Source organism: Mesorhizobium sp. P2_C5_2 (assembly GCF_056404535.1).
This window is the reverse complement of sequence record NZ_JBFUDV010000002.1, coordinates 639,166-656,527: the sequence shown is the minus strand read 5'-3', so window position 1 is coordinate 656,527 and position 17,362 is coordinate 639,166. Positions and strand designations below refer to the sequence as shown.

The following is a 17,362-nucleotide window of genomic DNA, read 5'->3' as shown; positions in this document are numbered from 1 at the left end:
AACGCAGCCAACTGACGGCTGGTTTGCCCATGCGCTTGGAGAATCCTGTTGCCTGTACTCGTCACCGGAGCCGCGGGGTTCATCGGAAGCCATGTCTGCCATCATTTGCTGAACCGTGGCGAAGCGGTCGTCGGCGTCGACAACATGAACGACTATTACGACCTGGCGCTCAAGGAGGGCCGGCTCGCCCGCCTCACGCCACATAATGGCTTTTCCTTTCACCAGCTCGACATCGCCGAGCCTGGCGCGCTCGCTGATGCGCTGGCCGGACAAGGCATCGTCAAGGTCGTGCATCTGGCGGCACAAGCGGGCGTGCGCCATTCGCTGGACAATCCCCGGCTCTATGTCCGTTCCAACGTCGTCGGTCATCTCGAAGTGCTCGAATTCTGCCGCGCAACAGCCGGCTTCGAGCACCTGGTCTATGCCTCGTCGAGTTCGGTCTATGGCGGCAACCGCAAGGTGCCGTTCTCGGAGACCGATCAGGTCGACAGGCCGGTATCGCTCTATGCCGCCACCAAGAAGGCCGACGAGTTGATGAGCCACACCTACGCTCATCTCTTTGGCCTGCCGCTGACCGGCCTGCGCTTCTTCACCGTCTACGGCCCCTGGGGCCGGCCCGACATGGCCTACTGGCTGTTCACCCAGGCGATGCTGGAGGGCAGGCCGATCCGGGTCTTCAACGATGGCGAGATGTGGCGCGATTTCACCTATATCGACGATGTCGTTCGCGCCATTGTCGCCGTGCTCGACAAGCCGCCGGTCGAGGCGCCGCCATGCCGGATCTATAATGTCGGCAACAATCGGCCCGAGCGGCTCGACGATTTCATAACCACGCTGGAGCGCCTGCTCGGCGTCACCGCCATCCGCAACAGCGAGCCGATGCAGACCAGCGACGTCGAGCAGACCTATGCCGACATGACGGCGCTGGAACGCGATTTCGGTTTCAGGCCCAGCGTCTCGATCGAGGATGGCCTGAAGAAATTCGTCGACTGGTACCGCTCGGAATGGATGGCAAAGGCGGCAGATCGCTGACTGCGGGAAGCCGGCCATTGTGTGCCTGCGGAGAGGGAAATTTAAGCGCAAACTGAGAGATTGACGCAACGTCAAGACGACGGGGAGGCTTGCGGTGGACCTGAACTACGACTTCGAAATGCAGTCGATCTTTCCGAAAGCCGTCTGGCTTGTCCCGGAATGCAAGGAGCTGCTCGACGGGCAGGGGATCGCCCACAACATGAAAGGCAACTACGTCGCGGCTTTTGTCGATCCGGCAACCGCCGTTGCGCTTTGGCAAGAGACCGCCGACTTCAGATCGTCGTTCATAAAGGCGGACTGGAGCACACTGCCTTATGAAGGTGAATCGGATGCCGGCAAGGCCCATTTCCTGATCCCCAAATTGATGGAGATCCATGCCAAGGCCGCCAGTGGCGCTTATACCGCGGAAGCCGTCCGCTACGCCGTGTATGACCTTCATCTCTTCACCAGGAAGCTGACCATGGGCGAGATTCTCGATGCGAACGGCAAGCCGACATGCTCGGATCTGACCCGGCAGAAAATGACCAACGCCCGGCCCGCATCGAAATTCGACGCCAACAAAGCGGTGATGGCCATGGCCTCCGACCCCAGAAATCATCCCGCGCACGAGAAGACGACGGTGCAAGCATCGCCAGCCAAACCGACTGAAGCGGGCCTCGGCCTGTTTAGACGCGCCGCCCGTGCCTTTGGCCGCAAGACGAACTGACGGCCGGATTGTCATGTCGGATCAACACGCAACTTCGGTTGCTGAAATATGATGGGACGCATGGCGCCCTCAACTCATCACCCGAAGTTGTGCGCGAACGAGTTCGTGTTTGTCGCCAATTCGGCAGACGCCACGTTTATCGGAAGCCAAGGAAGCTCAAGATCGCAATCACGATGACCACTGCTCCGACGAGCCAAATTATGTTGTTCATGATACCTCTCCCGAAATCTGTTGCTGGGAGTGAACTCGTTAGAGCCAACTAACGTTCCCGCATTTTTCTGCGTCGAAACAAATGGCCGCCATCCCTTTCGTCGGCCGGCGGACCAAGGTCCGAGCAGGGTATGACTGAAGTCCTGGTGCCAGAGCCATAGGTCTGAAGGCGGCAACCTATGCCCTCCAAATACATTAGGACCGGGCTGCCGAGCGTGAGTCCCTTCATCGGCGGTCAATCGGGTGCCCGCCAATCCTCAGAGAGTAGCGGGCACCCGATTTCCGTTCACCCCAAACGGCGTGCGTTTCAACAACGAGGCTAACAGTGACCTTTGTCCAGAGATCAGTGCGTGAAGGCGCAACCCGACCAGCAAACGACAACGACATTCATACCCATACCCCGGAAGTTTCTTCGATCCTTGACCTCATACCGTCCGCTGACGACGACAAAGTCGCTGACCTTGTCAGGCGAACAGAGCGCCTTGGAATCGCGGTAGTTATCGCGATGGGTATTTTGCTGATCCTGGCACCGGTGGTCTACCTTGCACTTTCCTACGGGATCTGAGACGGCCGGATTGGTGGCCCTCTCGGGAAGTCCTGAAAGACGTGTGCCGGCGGTCTTCCTCGTAAGACAGATGCTTCACACCCCAGATCAGCAGTTCGAACCCGACGACATAGAGGGTCATGCGCAGCGCTGCTTTGTCGAGTTGCGCAACTCCTCGTGGTTGGCTTTGAAAGAACGTCTTCACCAGATGCAGCCAACAAGACCTGGTGTCGCAATTCCTCTTTCGACATGCCGTGTTGAGCGGAGCAGCCGCCATTGATCGCGCCGCGTGAACCGACAACGCCGCTCGGAACCAAAGGGGTGGGACGCGGTTATCCCCGCGAAGGGAAAATTAGCAGATGGAGATATTGCAATGAAAACAATGATCGCGAGCGCTTTGGCGCTGTTCATCGCGATGCCGGCGGTAGCTTCGGCAGCCGAAGCTGACGTCATCATCACGACCCACCATCGACATCATCACAAGAGCGTCAAGATCATCAATGACCAGGGTCAACGCCTTCATCACCGCAAGCACGGCACGGTTGCCTTCTACGACCACGGCCGCAGACATCATCGCCCGGATACTGTTATCGTGACCGGCTCGATCGAGCGTCGCCATCATCGGCATTATCATCCCGTTATCATCCAGGACGACAACGACTACTGATCCTCTTCGCACGGCCCGGCTCTGTGGATGGAGTCGGGTCGCGTGGGGACTCGGATAGCCCATGACGGCAGCCATTCACGACGTCTGTAAATCATTGAGTTCAAAAGACATACGAATTGGCTGGGGCGCCAGGATTCGAACCTGGGAATGTCGGTACCAAAAACCGATGCCTTACCACTTGGCGACGCCCCAGCAGGCGAGCTTTGCCCGCTGCGCGCGGCCTTATAGGACGAGCGGCACGAAAGCTCAATGCCGAGTTGGCCCCTGTGCAAAACTGATCCACCGCTCGGCACGGGTGCTCGCTATTCGCCCCAGACCGCCAGCTCATTGCCGGCCGGATCAGTGAAATGGAACCGCCTGCCGCCCGGGAACGAAAAGATTGGCTTGATGATCGAGCCGCCGGCATTCTCGACCGCGTCTAGGGTTGCTTCCAGATTCTGCGAATAAAGCACCGGCAGCGGTTTGGCCGGCGCCTCCGTGGCATCCGCCTGGAAGCCGCCGTCGAGCCCTTCGCCAAAAGCCGAATAGGTCGGCCCATAGTCGGTGAACGACCAGGAGAAGGCAGAACTGTAGAAAGCCTTGACGCTGTCCAGCGTGCCGCCGGTTGCAGGCAATTCGAGATAGTCGATTTTTCCGTTGAGTTTCATCACGCTACTCCCAACTTGTTCCCTATATGTTCTATATCGCGGGCGGCTAGTCGGCAAGTCTTTTTGACGCAGCTTTTGCTTAATCGATTGTAGTGGCCGGGCTTGGCTGACCACGCCTTGCCTTTCGCACTGCAGCATAATAACGCTCGGGTCGGAATGCGGGGGAACCGGGTCTTGGCCCCGGTGTTGTCTATCTTCCACGGAAGTGTTGTCTATCTTCCAAGGACTTGGAGGGCGAGCATGACCAAATGGGTCTACACCTTCGGCGATGGCGCCGCGGAGGGACGTGCGGGCGACCGCAATCTTCTCGGCGGCAAGGGCGCCAATCTGGCCGAGATGTGCAGTCTTGGTCTGCCGGTGCCGCCGGGCTTCACGCTGACCACCGAAGTCTGCAACGCCTATTACGCCAACGGCAGCGCCTATCCGTCCCAGCTGAAAGCCGATGTCGTCAAAGCGCTGGACCATATCGGCACGCTGACCGAACGCCGTTTCGGCGATCCGTCGAAATTGCTGCTGGTCTCGGTGCGCTCCGGGGCGCGGGCCTCGATGCCCGGCATGATGGACACCGTGCTCAACCTCGGCCTCAACGACGAGACGGTCGAAGCGCTGGCCACCGATTCCGGCGATGCCCGCTTTGCCTATGACAGCTACCGCCGCTTCATCCAGATGTATTCCGATGTCGTCATGGGGCTCGACCACGAAGTGTTCGAGGAGATCCTCGAGGACCAGAAGGCGAGTCTCGGCTATGAACTCGATACCGAGCTGACATCTGAGGAATGGCAGGGGGTCATTGCGCTCTACAAGGCCAAGGTCGAGGAGGAACTCGACAAGCCGTTTCCGCAGGACCCGCACGAGCAGCTTTGGGGCGCGATCGGCGCGGTGTTTTCGAGCTGGATGAACAACCGCGCCATCACCTACCGGCGCCTGCATGACATCCCGGAAAGCTGGGGCACCGCGGTCAATATCCAGGCCATGGTGTTCGGCAATATGGGCGACACTTCGGCCACCGGCGTTGCCTTCACCCGCAATCCCTCGACCGGCGAAAAGATGCTCTATGGCGAGTTCCTGGTGAATGCGCAGGGCGAGGACGTGGTTGCCGGTATCCGCACGCCGCAGAACATCACCGAGGCGGCGCGTATTGCCGCCGGCTCCGACAAGCCTTCGCTGCAGAAGCTGATGCCGGACGCGTTCCACTCCTTCGTCGACATCTCCGACCGGCTGGAGCAGCATTACCGCGACATGCAGGATCTCGAATTTACCATCGAGCGCGGCAAATTGTGGATGCTGCAGACGCGCTCCGGCAAGCGCACCGCCAAGGCGGCGCTGAAGATTGCCGTCGAAATGGCGCGCGACAAGCTGATCACCACGGAGGAGGCGGTCGCCCGCATCGATCCGGCCTCGCTCGACCAGCTGTTGCACCCGACCATCGATCCGAAGGCGCCACGCGACGTCATCGGCGTCGGCCTGCCGGCTTCTCCGGGCGCGGCGACCGGCGAGATCGTCTTCTCGTCCGCCGATGCAGAAGAGCTGAAGACGCAAGGGCGCAAGGCGATCCTGGTGCGCATCGAAACCAGCCCCGAAGACATTCACGGCATGCATGCTTCGGAAGGTATCCTGACGACGCGCGGCGGCATGACCAGCCACGCCGCAGTGGTGGCGCGCGGCATGGGCAAGCCTTGCGTGTCGGGCGCCGGCTCGCTGCGCGTCGACTACAAGGCCGGCACCCTGATGTCGATGGGCCAGACCTTCCGCAAAGGCGACATCATCACCATCGACGGCAGCAACGGCCAGGTGCTGAAGGGCGCCGTATCGATGCTGCAGCCGGAACTGTCCGGCGACTTCGCAGCCATCATGGAATGGGCCGACGGCGCGCGCCGCATGAAGGTGCGCACCAATGCCGAAACGCCGCTCGATGCGCGCATGGCGCGCTCCTTCGGCGCCGAAGGCATTGGGCTCTGCCGCACCGAGCACATGTTCTTCGACGGCGAGCGCATCGTCGCCATGCGCGAGATGATCCTGGCCGACACCGAGAAGGACCGTCGCACTGCTTTGGCCAAGCTTTTGCCGATGCAGCGCTCGGATTTCCTCGAATTGTTCGAGATCATGGCCGGCCTGCCGGTGACGATCCGGCTGCTCGACCCGCCGCTGCACGAATTCCTGCCAAAGACTGAAGCCGAGGTGGCGGAAGTCGCCGCTGCCATGAATGTCTCGCCGGACAAGCTCCGGCAGCGCACCGAGGCTTTGCACGAGTTCAACCCGATGCTCGGCCATCGCGGCTGCCGTCTCGCCGTCTCCTATCCCGAGATCGCCGAGATGCAGGCGCGCGCCATTTTCGAAGCTGCCGTCGAGGCCGGCAAGAAGGCCGGCGCGCTGGTGGTTCCCGAAATCATGGTGCCGCTCGTCGGCCTGGTGAAGGAACTCGACTACGTCAAGGCGCGCATCGATGCCGTCGCCAAAAGCGTGATGGAAGAGACCGGCGTCAAGATCGACTATTTGACCGGCACGATGATTGAGCTTCCTCGCGCGGCGATCCGCGCCCATGTCATCGCCGAGTCGGCCGAGTTCTTCTCCTTCGGCACCAACGACCTCACCCAGACCACCTTCGGCATCTCGCGCGACGATGCGGGCTCGTTCCTCGAGACCTACCGCCAGAAGGGCATCATCGAGCAGGATCCGTTCGTCTCGCTCGACATCGAAGGCGTCGGCGAACTGGTGCGCATGGCTGCCGAAAAGGGCAGGGCGACGCGGCCCGACATCAAGCTCGGCATTTGCGGCGAGCATGGTGGCGACCCGGCCTCGATCCGCTTCTGCGAAGAGGTCGGCCTCGACTATGTCTCGTGCTCGCCCTATCGCGTGCCGATCGCAAGATTGGCTGCCGCGCAGGCCGCGGTGCAGATTGCCAAGATGGTGGCGCCGCGCCCCAAAAAGAGCGCCGCGGCATCCTGATTTCGACATAGTTCTTTCCGCGTCGCACAGATGGCCACCTCGAGGGTGGCCGTTTGGCGCTAAGTTTACGAATTTGTATGGAAATTCACGCTGATTTGCCCGCTTTAACACGCAATCCCGACATCGTTTCTACCCACCTTTGCGGTCCCCCAACCCGCCCGGTGCCGAAAACAGATGTTGCAGATTTCGCCCAGACCCTTCCGCTCGATCCTGATCCTCCAGACCAAGTTCATCGGTGATATTGTTCTCTCCTCCACGCTCGCCAGGAACCTGCAGCTCGAATATCCCGGCGTCAGGATCGTTTTTCTCTGCGAGGCCCGCCTCGCCAGTTTCGTCACCGCCCACGGCATCGCCGAGGTCGTGACCTTCCGCCGCGCGGCCATGCGCGGCACCCCGCTGGAGCGTGGGCGCGAACTCTATTCGATGATCAGCAAGCTGCGCCAATTTCGCTTCGACCTGACCATCGACCTCACCGATTCAAAGACCTCGCGCATCATCGTCAGGTTTCTCAATGCCAGGACCCGCATCGGCTATAACCCTCCAGAAAGACCGCTGCGCTGGCATGAGCGTCAGCCCGCCAATCTGTTTGCCAGGCCGTTCGGCTTTGGCGAGCAGCACTATCTCTACCGCTATCTTTCGCCGCTCGAGCCGCTTGGCGTCCCTCTGCGCGTGCGCGTGCCGTCGATCCGGCCCCAGCCGCTGGAGACAGCGAGGGCCCAGGCGCTGCTGGAGAAATACCGGCTGCGGCCAAACGGTTTCATCGCGGTGCATGCCGGCGCCAGCTTCCACGGCCGGCGCTGGCAGCCGGAACGCTTTGCCGCCGTGATCGACACGATTGCGCGCGAGACCGGACTGGATTTTGTGCTGGTCGGCGGACCGGACGAGCGCAAGCCGGCCGAGCAAATCCTCGCTCACGCCGCGTCGCCGATGGTCAACCTCGTCGGCGCGCTATCTCTCGAAACGCTGCTCGCGGTGTTGCAGCAGGCGCGCATGTTTGTCGGCAATGAGAGCGGCCCCATGCACATGGCAGCAGCCGCCGGAACGCCGGTGGTCGGCCTGTATGGCCTGACCAGCCCGGTCGTCTGGGGGCCGGTCGGCGTGCCCAGTCTCGCCTTGCAGCCGTCCATGCCGTGCAATTGCGTGGCGGGCAGCCTGTGCAATCCGCTCGATCCCAGCAAGGCCTGCTGTGTCTGGCGCCTCGAGGTCGAACCGGTCGTCGCAGCGGTGCGCGAAGTCCTGTCGCGGATGCATGTGGAGTTGGAACGCGCTGTCTGATGGTGCGCGGCGGTCACATTGTCGGGATATCAGCTCTTCTCATGGCTGATATCCCGATTTCCGCCTTGTTGCGGGTCTTGGGATGCGGCTATGACAGCGCCGATTCTCAGACAAGACAGGCATCCTTTGCAAAAGCTGCTTTGCGCCTTGGCGCTATCTATCTTGGCCGTGTCCTCGGTCCAGGCTGCGCCGCTCGTCGAGCCGACGCTGCATCTGAAGGCTGAGGACGGTGGCAGTGCCGGCCGCGTCGCGCTCACGCTCGACGCTTGCGGCGGGCAGACCGATACGAGGATACTTTCGGCCCTGGTGGAAAACCGGATTCCGGCGACGATCTTCGTCACCGGCATCTGGCTGAAGCGCAACGCCGCCGCCGTCGAGATCATGCGCGCGCATCCCGATCTGTTCGAACTGGAAAACCATGGCGGCCATCACATCCCGGCCATCGACACGCCGCGCAAGATTTACGGCATCCGCAGCGCCGGCAGCCCTGAAGCTGTGCAGGCCGAAGTCGAGTCGGGCGCGGCCGCACTCGCCCGGACCGGCGAGCCGGCGCCGAAATGGTTCCGCGGCGCGACCGCCGAATACAGCCCGTCGGCGATTGCCATGATCCGCAAGCTCGGTTTCAAGATCGCCGGCTTTTCGATCAACGGCGATGGCGGCTCGTTGCTCGGCGCCAAGGAAACCGCCCGGCGCATTGGCGCCGCCAAGGATGGCGACGTCATCATCGCCCACATCAACCAGCCGACCCACGCGGCCGGCGAGGGCGTCGTGCAAGGCCTGCTGGCGCTCAAGGCCAAGGGCCTCACCTTCGTGCGCCTCGACGACGCCGATGGTGTCGGCAACGACGGCACCACGGATTAATGGTCGAGCACCGACGTAGGGGTGCGTTCAGATTCAGGTCAGGCTGAGCCGAGAATAGTGCGCTCCGAGAACCGGAGCGGAGCGTACTTGAGGTACGCGAGCACCGGAAGCGCAGGAACGTGCTGTTCGCAGGCCGGCCTCACCTGAATATCAATGCAGCCCTCAGCCAGGCGTGGCTTCGATCGTCACCCTGTTCGGATAAAACGCGCCGTGATCGCGAATCCCGGCCATCTCGTCGAAAGGGTGCTGATAGGCCCACATTGCGTCCTTGCCGGTCTCGCCTGCCGGCAGCACGCTCCAGTAGCTGGCGTCGCCCTTGTAGGGGCAGTGGGTCGACAGAGCGGTTTTGCCGAGCTGGGTGAAATCGATGTCTTCGAAGGGGATGTAGAAAGCCTGGGGGTAGGGCGGTTCGGACAGAAGCTTCGCCCGCGTCGACGAGGCGATCACCGTATCGCCGGCACGCACGACCACGGTGCCGCGATAGGGTTCGACGGTGATGACCTTGCCGGGATTGCTCTGAAAGCCGGGGGCGGGGTTGGCGATCTGGTCCATGCGGTGGTTCTCCTGTCCGGGTGGGAGCGTTGTCCGATTGGGAGCACGGGGGGATTGCTTCCCATCTCCTTAAAGTGTGTTCGGAGAACCTGTTGCGCAAGGCCATCGTGACATGCCAGGCGTGCCTGGTCGGTCGTTGAAACGATCACATATGCGAGAACGTCAGGCTGCGGTTTTGAACACGTCCATGAGGCCGGCATAGGCTGCGGCAATACCGGCCACCGGATTGGTGCTTCTTGACGTGGTCTCGACCTTCAGCGCGCCGCCGCCGGTCGGCAAAGTGAGCAGCAGGAACTGGCGATTGCCGCCGTCACCGATGGATGCGGCCGCGACATGCTGGCCCTCACCTTCGTTCTGGACGCACATTTTAAACAGCAGCGTGCCGCCGACCGCCTCGAGGGCGCCGCCGACCACCTCGACAAATTCGTCTTCGGAAACCTTTTTGGCCTCCGGCACCAGATCGGCCAGACTTGCGGCCACCGTATCTTCAAGCTCTTTGTCGTCGAGTTGAATGTCGTCCAACTGCACGTCTTCGGCCTGGCTGTCGTCCAGTTGCCCGTTGTCCAGCTGCCCGTTGTCCAGCTGCTTGTCGTCGAGCTGCGCGTCCATGCGAACCTCTTTCAGTCGCCTATCGCACCCCTTGCCCCGTTAACGAACGTTAACACCGACGATGGCCGGATTATGGCGGTTTTCTCTAGCGTTCGATCACTGCTTGCTTCAGCCGTTAACGGTTGGAGACTTGATGACTGGACAATCTGTCCGTTCGTCTCACAATGGAACAAAAGACGGGAAAACGAGGAACCAATGGGAGGAACCAGATGCTCGGACTGATGCAGGAATGGCCGCTGCTCTGCCACAAGCTGATCGACAATGCCGAGCGGCAGCACGGGACACGCGAGATCGTGTCGCGCTCGATCGAAGGTCCGATCGTTCGCACCACCTATGCCGAGATCCATCGCCGTGCGCTGAAGGTTGCCCAACGGCTTGAACGCGATGGCTTTGCGCTCGGCGACCGCATCGCGACCCTGGCCTGGAACACGGCGCGCCACATCGAGGCCTGGTACGGCATCATGGGCATCGGCGCCATCTATCACACGCTCAACCCGCGGCTGTTTCCCGAGCAGATCGTCTGGATCATGAACAATGCCGAGGACAGGGCGATCTTCGTCGACCTGACCTTCATGCCGCTGCTGGAAAAGATCGCCGGCGCGGTCAAATCGCTGCGCAAGGTGATCGTGCTGACCGACAAAGCGCATATGCCCGAGACGACGCTGCCGAATGTGGTCGCCTATGAGGACTGGCTGAACGAAGTCGATGGCGACTTCGCCTGGCAGGTTTTCAGCGAGAACACCGCCGCCGGCATGTGCTACACCTCCGGTACGACGGGCGATCCCAAGGGCGTTCTCTACAGCCACCGTTCGAACGTGCTGCACGCCATGATCGCCGCCATGCCCGACGCCATGGGCATCTCCGCGCGGGACACGATTCTGCCCGTCGTACCGATGTTCCATGCCAATGCCTGGGGCCTTGGTCAGAGCGCGCCGATGATCGGCGCCAAGCTGGTCATGCCCGGCTGCAAGATGGACGGCGCCTCGATCTACGAACTGCTCGACACCGAGAGGGTGACCTTCAGCGCCGCCGTGCCGACGGTGTGGATGATGCTGCTGCAGCACCTGGAGGAGACCGGCAAGAAGCTTCCTCATCTCAAGAAGGTCGTCATCGGCGGCTCGTCCTGCCCGCGCGCCATCACCAGGAAATTCCAGGACAATTACGGCGTCGAGGTCATCCATGCCTGGGGCATGACCGAGATGTCGCCGCTCGGCACGCTGTGCACGATGAAGCCGCAATATCGGGAGCTCGAGGGCGAGGCCCGGCTCGATATTCAGGGCAAGCAGGGCTACCCGCCCTTCGGCGTCGAGATGAAGGTGACGGATGACGACGACAAGGAACTGCCGTGGGACGGCAAGACCTTCGGTCGGCTGAAGGTGCGCGGTCCGGCCATCGCCAGAGCCTATTATGGCGGCGTCGGCTCCGAGCAGTTCGACAAGGACGGCTGGTTCGACACCGGCGACGTCGCCCATATCGATCCGGGTGGCTATATGCAGATCACCGATCGCGCCAAGGATGTGATCAAGTCGGGCGGCGAGTGGATCTCGACCATCGACCTGGAGAACCTCGCCGTCGGTCATCCCGATGTCGCCGAGGCCGCGGCAATCGGCGTCCATCATTCGAAATGGGGTGAACGGCCCTTGCTGGTCGTGGTCGCCAAACCGGGCAAGGAGCCGAGCAAGGCCGACATCCTGGCCTTCATGGACGGCAAGGTGGCGAAGTGGTGGATGCCCGACGACGTCGCTTTTGTCGGCGAAATCCCGCACACCGCCACCGGCAAGATCCAGAAGATCACCTTGCGCAAGCAGTTCAGCGATTACCGCCTGCCGACGGATTGACCGGGACCGTGCGATTCTTGGGGCGCATACCGTTGTCGAAAACGTTAGGCAGGGGATGTTCAATTTGAGCATCCTTTGCTCTAAGCCTCTGTGCGGGTTGGGGCGGTGCTGAAGACAATGGACGTTGACGAGCGGCAGACATCGAAGGCGGCCGGCTGGTCGCGGCGCACGGGCGCTTTTGCTCTCGTGCTGCTGCTGACCGTGCTGGCCGGCCATCATTTCGAACTGGTTGAAACGCCGGCCTTCCTGTGGGTGCTGGCGATTGTCGCTCTGCTGGCTGCGTTCGCTTTGCTGTTTGCCGGCCTCGCTCTGTCCAGGTTGTGGCATTTCGGCGACCGCGGCGGACGCGACCTCTCGGTCGGCGCCTTGCTGGCGCTGCTGGTGCTGACGCCCTACGGCATCGCCGCCTATTGGGCGGCGACCACGCCGCCGCTCAGGGACATTTCGACGGATCTCGACAATCCACCTGATCTCGATACCAGCGACCGCACCAAGGATATGAACGTGCTCGCGCTGCCAACCCCGGGCGAAGCGCGGCTGCAGGCCGACGCCTATCCGCTGGTCACCGGACACAGCTACAATTTGCCGTTCGAAACCGTCGTCGACGCCGTCGAAACCGTGCTGGACCGCCGCGACTGGCCGCTTACCGCGCCGTACCCGGTGACAGAAGGCCAGGACGAGGTGACGATATCAGCCGTGGCCCGGAGCTTCGTGGTCGGCCTGCCCGCCGATGTCGCCATCCGCGTGAGCAATGATGGCGACACGATCGTCGTAGACATGCGCTCGGCCTCCCGCTACGGCCGCTACGACCTCGGCGACAATGCCGCGCGCATTGTTGGGTTCCTCGCCGAACTCGACCAGGAGGTTGCGGGGCAGGTGGGTGCTGCGCCTGCTGAGTGAGGTCCACGTCCCCGGTACCAAAATGCCGTCGATGGCCGGGTTACCGAGGCAATGCGCGAGGCAAGCTGACGCAAAAAGCTGTTCTCGATAGCGCTATAGGGGCTTGGGTTTGTCCTGCCTGGTTCCAATGAACAGGGAATATGTTCCTGTTGGCCATACTTCGGAAAAAATCCAAGTGATTTACCCTCAAAAAATCAACGGGTTATCGAAAAAATTCCCTAGGTCGCGGAGCAGGGAATTGTTTTTTGAGAACAGGGAATGAATTCAGCGCTATCAGCGCCCTAGCAGGGAAATCTGCAGATCACCAGAAAAGCCACCGGGGACAAATACTCACATTCGCGCCATCGCGGGCCTGGACTTAAATATGGATCGGACAACCACCATGGTGCCGCTCACGTGGTCGGATTGGGTAATCAATTCAATCACAGCCGGGACGCCTAATCACCGGCAAGCGAAAGGATGCCCCGTTTGCCGAGAACCCTGCAAGCTATATCCGGCGCCGTCCGTTGTATTCGTTCCCAGCCGATAGACCGTCGCTCTCGCCAACCATCGTCTTTGCAACTTCAAATATCGCTCTTTCGGTGAAAATGTGCTTGTGCTTTAGATCGCCGAGCGAGCTTGCGATGAAAGGCGGGTCCATGAATTGGCCGCCCGTTCCTGGCCGCGAACGGTAGCTCTTTCGTTCCACGGGTTCCAAGGTTGGAACGTGATCCTCATCATAGCAGTATAGGCCAATCGCCAGTTCCGACCATGGGAGCGGCTCATTCATTTCTAGCCTTACACCCAGTCTTATCCCGCTCATAGTTCCCAAGGCCGGCGTTCGAAGCTCGCCAGTTCGAAGGTCAATTCGGTTTGCGGTTGCCATGAGGATGAGCGCTTCAAGTGCATCTGCAAGCGTGTGATCGCTCGGCAAATCAGAAAGCTCCGGCATTGGTACGGGAAGGAACGCAAGGTTCCAAGGCCCGCCTTCGGTCGTGGTCGCACCGTTTTGTTCCACAGGATACGTGCTGTATTTGACGCGCGCCGTCCCTCCCACGGCCAAGAGAAGGTTTGCTGCATCGCGCGCACCCATGGTTCCCGATCCACGCCCGGCCTTTTCCTTGGCCATAAACCCGGCATTGCGAAGCATACGAGCCTGTTGACGCACGGTCGCTAGCTCAATGTCGAACACCTCAGAAATAGCTTGGGCGAGTTCACCAGGTCGGGCCATGGGCTAGTCCTTTCCTGCCACTCACGCATGAAGCTTGACATCGGACCTTGGGAGTCATAATCGATACCTTTACAATCGATACTTTAAATATTGATAGATGGTGGATCTGGGTGATGGCGACAATCGAGCACGCGAGAATGTTCTCCCAAGCATGCCTGAAACCATACCCAGGAAACCCTCGGCGCCATACTCAGTCACAAACCAGGAAGCTGGCACGTCTCATAACCCGATACGGTTTCACCAATCCGATTGTCATCGACGAAGACAACGTCATTCTTGCGGGCCATGGTCGCTTTGCCGCGGCGCAATTCCTCGGGCTAGACGAGATTCCGGCAGTGCGGGTTCTTGGGCTGACCGAGCCTGAAAAGGTCGCCTTTCGCATTGCCGACAACAGGATAGGTGATGAGTCCGTCTTTGACCCTGAACTTTTGAGCATCGAATTGCACCACCTTCTCAGTGTTGACTTTGCACTCGAAGATACCGCCTTCGATGCGATCGAGCTCGATCCAATCCTGAATATCGGAATGGCGGCTGCGGTACCAGACGAACCCGCTTTCCCAGAACTTGAACTTGCAGCTACGGCAAGGCCAGGTGATCTATGGATGCTAGGTAATCATAAAATCCTGTGTGGCGATGCCCGAGACCCAACCAGCTACGCGTTGCTGCTAGGCCCGGATCTCGCAGACATGGTGTTCGCTGACCCCCCTTGGAACCTCAAGATCGATGGGTTCGTCAGCGGTAAGGGCCGGGTCAAACATCAAGACTTTCGCCTAGCGTCAGGCGAGATGACTGACAACGAGTTCTGCAGCTTTCTGGACGCTGTCCTTAGAAACATAAAGACCGTGATGTCAGACGGATCGCTGGCTTACGTTTGTATCGACTGGCGCGGTGTACATCATCTCATCAACGTAGGGGCGAGCCAATTTTGCAAGACGATGAACATTGCCGTCTGGGCCAAATCCAATGCTGGAATGGGCAGCCTCTATCGAAGCCAGCACGAATTTGTGGTCATATTCAAAAATGGTACCGCACCCCACGTGAATAACGTGCAGCTCGGAAGGCTTGGCCGCTACCGTTCAAATCTTTGGCAATACCCAGGAGCATCAGGTTTCTCGAAATCACGTAAGACCGATCTGGCTGATCATCCGACGGTTAAGCCTATCGAACTGATTGCCGATGCAATCAAGGACGTTACCAAACCCGGTGACCTCGTTCTGGATCCATTCGGCGGAGCCGGAACAACGTTGCTCGCGGCACAGCAGACCAAACGTCGTGCCGCGCTGATAGAGATCGAACCTAAATTTGTCGACGTCACGCTCCGCCGCTTCCAGCAGACGACCGGAATTGAACCCCTGTTGCTGCCCGATCATGTCCCGTTGTCGCTCGTTCGAGCACAGCGTCTCGGCAAAAAGGAGATCGTCCTTGCCGATTGACGAGAAGGATGGGGGTTATGGACGTCCTCCAAAAAAAAGTCGTTTCAAAAAAGGCGTTTCCGGCAATCCGAAAGGGCGTCGGCCGAAAAGTCGGAACACTGTCACGATTTTGTTCAACGAACTGGAGAGCATCATCACCATTGGAGAGGGCGATACGAAACTCAGACTCACCAAGCGAGAGGCTCTCATAAAAAGCCTGGTAAACGACGCCATCAAGGGGAAAAATCAAGCAAGAGCTCTCCTGCTGCGCATTTTGGAAGTCGATAACCCACCAGAGCCGTTCTCCAAAACGATGGATGACGAGGCAGTGCTTGACGACTACGTGAAAAGGCAAAAGGACGGATCAGACGAAAGCCCTGCGGATGAACAGCAATAGCGCGATTATAGCGCTCTATCGTTCGGATTTCATGTCCTTCCTGAAATTTGCCTTTAGGGAATTACATCCGGGCAAACAATTGGAGGGAAATTGGCACGTCGACGTCATGGCGGATCGCCTCGAGCGTCTTTTGAGGGGCGATGTTAAGCGGCTGATGATAAACATTCCGCCACGGTCGCTGAAATCGTTTTGCGGGTCTATCGCTTTGACAGCCTTCGCACTGGGAAGGCGCCCGACAAAACGGATCCTGCTGATAGCCGGCAGCAGGCAGCTTGGGCAGGAACTCCTGGGAAAACTCATCAAGCTGATGCGATCGGGTAGATACAAATCACTGTTTCCAGACGTGCGCGCACGATTTTCGTCAGGCGCCCTCGAATCCGCCCACGGCGGTTTCGTCAGTCTCGCTATTGTTGGCCAACAACTTAGCGGACGCGGAGCCGACCTCATCATTGTCGATGATCCTCTTTCCCCGTCTCACGCTAAGGATGAAGCGCGACGCAATGAAGTGAATGCGTGGTTCGATGACGAAGTCATCACCAGATTGAATAGCCAGGCGGGCGCCATATTAATTTTGATGCAGCGTGTCCACCCCAACGATCTTTGTGGACATATTGGCCCTAAGAGCGGTTTCGAGAGGCTGACCATAGCGGGCGTTGCTGGCCGCGATGTTGCCTATGAGGTGTCTGACGGAAGAAAATTTATACATAAAATGGGCGAGGTAATGGATCCTCAGCGCGAGTCCCGTGCCACCCTGATAGATCGGCTCAACCAGATTGGCGCCTTCAATTTTATATCACAGTATCTGCAAGGAGATTTTCGGGTTTGGAGCGAATCTGAATTTAGAACGGGTTTCGTCTATTCTGTGTCTAAAAACTGGACGCCTGAGATGGAACTGCCAGGTGGTTTTGTAAGAATACCAATAGCCAACGATATTCTGCACGAGATTTTCTTCGTACCACGCGATGGCCCGAAGCTCGTTCAACCCAGTGAAATTCCGTCTGATTTGCTGGACAGACACATGGCATTGCTGGTCGAAACTCTAAACAAAAGATACAAGGAGTGGGAGCTGCAGAACCAAGCAGAGCGGGATCAACGGCGATTGTCGTCGTAAAAATGATCCCCCAATCCTGGGCGGCCTCGCGCCTAGCAAGGCGCCGCTACCAGGACATCTGGTGAATTTTGAGCCATACCTACGCTCATCTCTTTGGCATACCATAGACCGGCGTGCGGTTCTTCACCGGCTAAGGCCCCCGGAGGCGCGTGACATAGCCTATTTGGCTGTTCACCAAGGCCACGCTTGACGGCGGGCCGACCGGTTTGCTCAACAATGGCGAGATGTGACGGGTTTCACTTACATCGACGATGTGGGGAGGGCGATCGTTGTCGTACTGGACAGCCAACTTTGGCCAACGTCCCGCCCAGCAGGCTTGCAACGTCGACAACAACTAGGTGCGGCTCGGCGATTTCATCGACACCCTGGAAAGATTGCTCGGTGCAAAGGGGATTCGCCAGAGCGAGTCTATTCAGAGCAGCGACCTGTGCAGGCATTAACCACA

General features: G+C 59.7%; 16 protein-coding genes and 1 tRNA gene. 12 read left to right on the top strand and 5 right to left on the bottom strand.

Annotated features, from left to right (window positions below; all coding sequences use genetic code 11):
- Positions 1–48 precede the first annotated feature (48 nt).
- The 4 genes from AC1D1B_RS10035 to AC1D1B_RS10020 all read left to right on the top strand — a co-directional run bounded on the left by AC1D1B_RS10035 (position 49) and on the right by AC1D1B_RS10020 (position 3,159).
- Positions 49–1,032: an NAD-dependent epimerase/dehydratase family protein gene (locus tag AC1D1B_RS10035; protein ID WP_477331638.1), complete on the top strand. Its 984-nt coding sequence runs from the start codon at positions 49–51 to the stop codon at positions 1,030–1,032.
- A 94-nt stretch (positions 1,033–1,126) separates the two neighbouring features.
- Positions 1,127–1,738 (top strand): hypothetical protein, encoded by a 612-nt coding sequence (locus tag AC1D1B_RS10030; RefSeq protein ID WP_477331636.1) that lies wholly within the window; start codon positions 1,127–1,129, stop codon positions 1,736–1,738.
- 535 nt (positions 1,739–2,273) lie between these two features.
- A complete protein-coding gene (locus tag AC1D1B_RS10025) occupies positions 2,274–2,513 on the top strand; it encodes a hypothetical protein (RefSeq protein ID WP_477331634.1) in 240 nt (79 codons plus the stop codon).
- Between the two features lie 352 nt (positions 2,514–2,865).
- Entirely contained in the window at positions 2,866–3,159 is a 294-nt protein-coding gene (locus AC1D1B_RS10020; protein WP_477331632.1) for a hypothetical protein, read from the top strand.
- A gap of 117 nt (positions 3,160–3,276) precedes the next feature.
- Here AC1D1B_RS10020 and AC1D1B_RS10015 read toward each other — a convergent pair.
- Together AC1D1B_RS10015 and AC1D1B_RS10010 are read right to left on the bottom strand one after the other, a co-directional pair.
- Positions 3,277–3,351 (bottom strand) — tRNA-Gln (locus AC1D1B_RS10015).
- A 110-nt stretch (positions 3,352–3,461) separates the two neighbouring features.
- Positions 3,462–3,806 carry a VOC family protein gene (locus tag AC1D1B_RS10010; protein ID WP_477331630.1) on the bottom strand — a complete coding sequence of 115 codons (345 nt, stop codon included), beginning with the start codon at positions 3,804–3,806 and terminating at the stop codon, positions 3,462–3,464.
- A gap of 240 nt (positions 3,807–4,046) precedes the next feature.
- On the opposite strand from AC1D1B_RS10010, the gene ppdK reads away from it, so the two are divergent.
- The 3 genes from ppdK (at position 4,047) to AC1D1B_RS09995 (ending at position 8,888) form a co-directional block, all read left to right on the top strand.
- Positions 4,047–6,752, top strand: coding sequence for a pyruvate, phosphate dikinase (ppdK, locus tag AC1D1B_RS10005; protein WP_477331628.1), 2,706 nt, complete (start codon positions 4,047–4,049; stop codon positions 6,750–6,752).
- Between the two features lie 174 nt (positions 6,753–6,926).
- Positions 6,927–8,027, top strand: coding sequence for a glycosyltransferase family 9 protein (locus AC1D1B_RS10000; RefSeq protein WP_477331626.1), 1,101 nt, complete (start codon positions 6,927–6,929; stop codon positions 8,025–8,027).
- Between the two features lie 90 nt (positions 8,028–8,117).
- Positions 8,118–8,888, top strand: a complete 771-nt coding sequence (locus AC1D1B_RS09995; RefSeq protein ID WP_477331624.1) for a polysaccharide deacetylase family protein — start codon at positions 8,118–8,120, stop codon at positions 8,886–8,888.
- Positions 8,889–9,050: 162 nt separating this feature from the next.
- Here AC1D1B_RS09995 and AC1D1B_RS09990 read toward each other — a convergent pair whose 3' ends face one another.
- Positions 9,051–9,440, bottom strand: a complete 390-nt coding sequence (locus tag AC1D1B_RS09990; RefSeq protein WP_477331622.1) for a DUF427 domain-containing protein — start codon at positions 9,438–9,440, stop codon at positions 9,051–9,053.
- Positions 9,441–9,602: 162 nt separating this feature from the next.
- Positions 9,603–9,962, bottom strand: a complete 360-nt coding sequence (locus AC1D1B_RS09985; RefSeq protein ID WP_477332117.1) for a hypothetical protein — start codon at positions 9,960–9,962, stop codon at positions 9,603–9,605.
- A 296-nt stretch (positions 9,963–10,258) separates the two neighbouring features.
- On the opposite strand from AC1D1B_RS09985, the gene AC1D1B_RS09980 reads away from it, so the two are divergent.
- Entirely contained in the window at positions 10,259–11,887 is a 1,629-nt protein-coding gene (locus AC1D1B_RS09980; protein WP_477331620.1) for a fatty-acid--CoA ligase, read from the top strand.
- Between the two features lie 117 nt (positions 11,888–12,004).
- A complete protein-coding gene (locus AC1D1B_RS09975; RefSeq protein WP_477331618.1) occupies positions 12,005–12,787 on the top strand; it encodes a DUF1499 domain-containing protein in 783 nt (260 codons plus the stop codon).
- A gap of 487 nt (positions 12,788–13,274) precedes the next feature.
- On the opposite strand, the gene AC1D1B_RS09970 is transcribed toward AC1D1B_RS09975, so the two are convergent.
- Positions 13,275–13,997, bottom strand: a complete 723-nt coding sequence (locus AC1D1B_RS09970) for a hypothetical protein (protein ID WP_477331617.1) — start codon at positions 13,995–13,997, stop codon at positions 13,275–13,277.
- Between the two features lie 113 nt (positions 13,998–14,110).
- Here AC1D1B_RS09970 and AC1D1B_RS09965 point away from each other — a divergent pair, with 113 nt between their 5' ends.
- The 3 genes from AC1D1B_RS09965 to AC1D1B_RS09955 are packed head-to-tail and all read left to right on the top strand — an operon-like array spanning position 14,111 to position 16,917.
- The gene (locus AC1D1B_RS09965) at positions 14,111–15,430 is read left to right on the top strand and encodes a site-specific DNA-methyltransferase (RefSeq protein ID WP_477331615.1); all 1,320 of its coding nucleotides are present in this window, start codon (positions 14,111–14,113) and stop codon (positions 15,428–15,430) included.
- Positions 15,420–15,806 (top strand): DUF5681 domain-containing protein, encoded by a 387-nt coding sequence (locus AC1D1B_RS09960; RefSeq protein ID WP_477331614.1) that lies wholly within the window; start codon positions 15,420–15,422, stop codon positions 15,804–15,806. The genes AC1D1B_RS09965 and AC1D1B_RS09960 overlap by 11 nt, the downstream gene beginning before the upstream one ends.
- Positions 15,793–16,917, top strand: coding sequence for a hypothetical protein (locus AC1D1B_RS09955; protein WP_477331612.1), 1,125 nt, complete (start codon positions 15,793–15,795; stop codon positions 16,915–16,917). The genes AC1D1B_RS09960 and AC1D1B_RS09955 overlap by 14 nt, the downstream gene beginning before the upstream one ends.
- Positions 16,918–17,362: the final 445 nt, after the last annotated feature.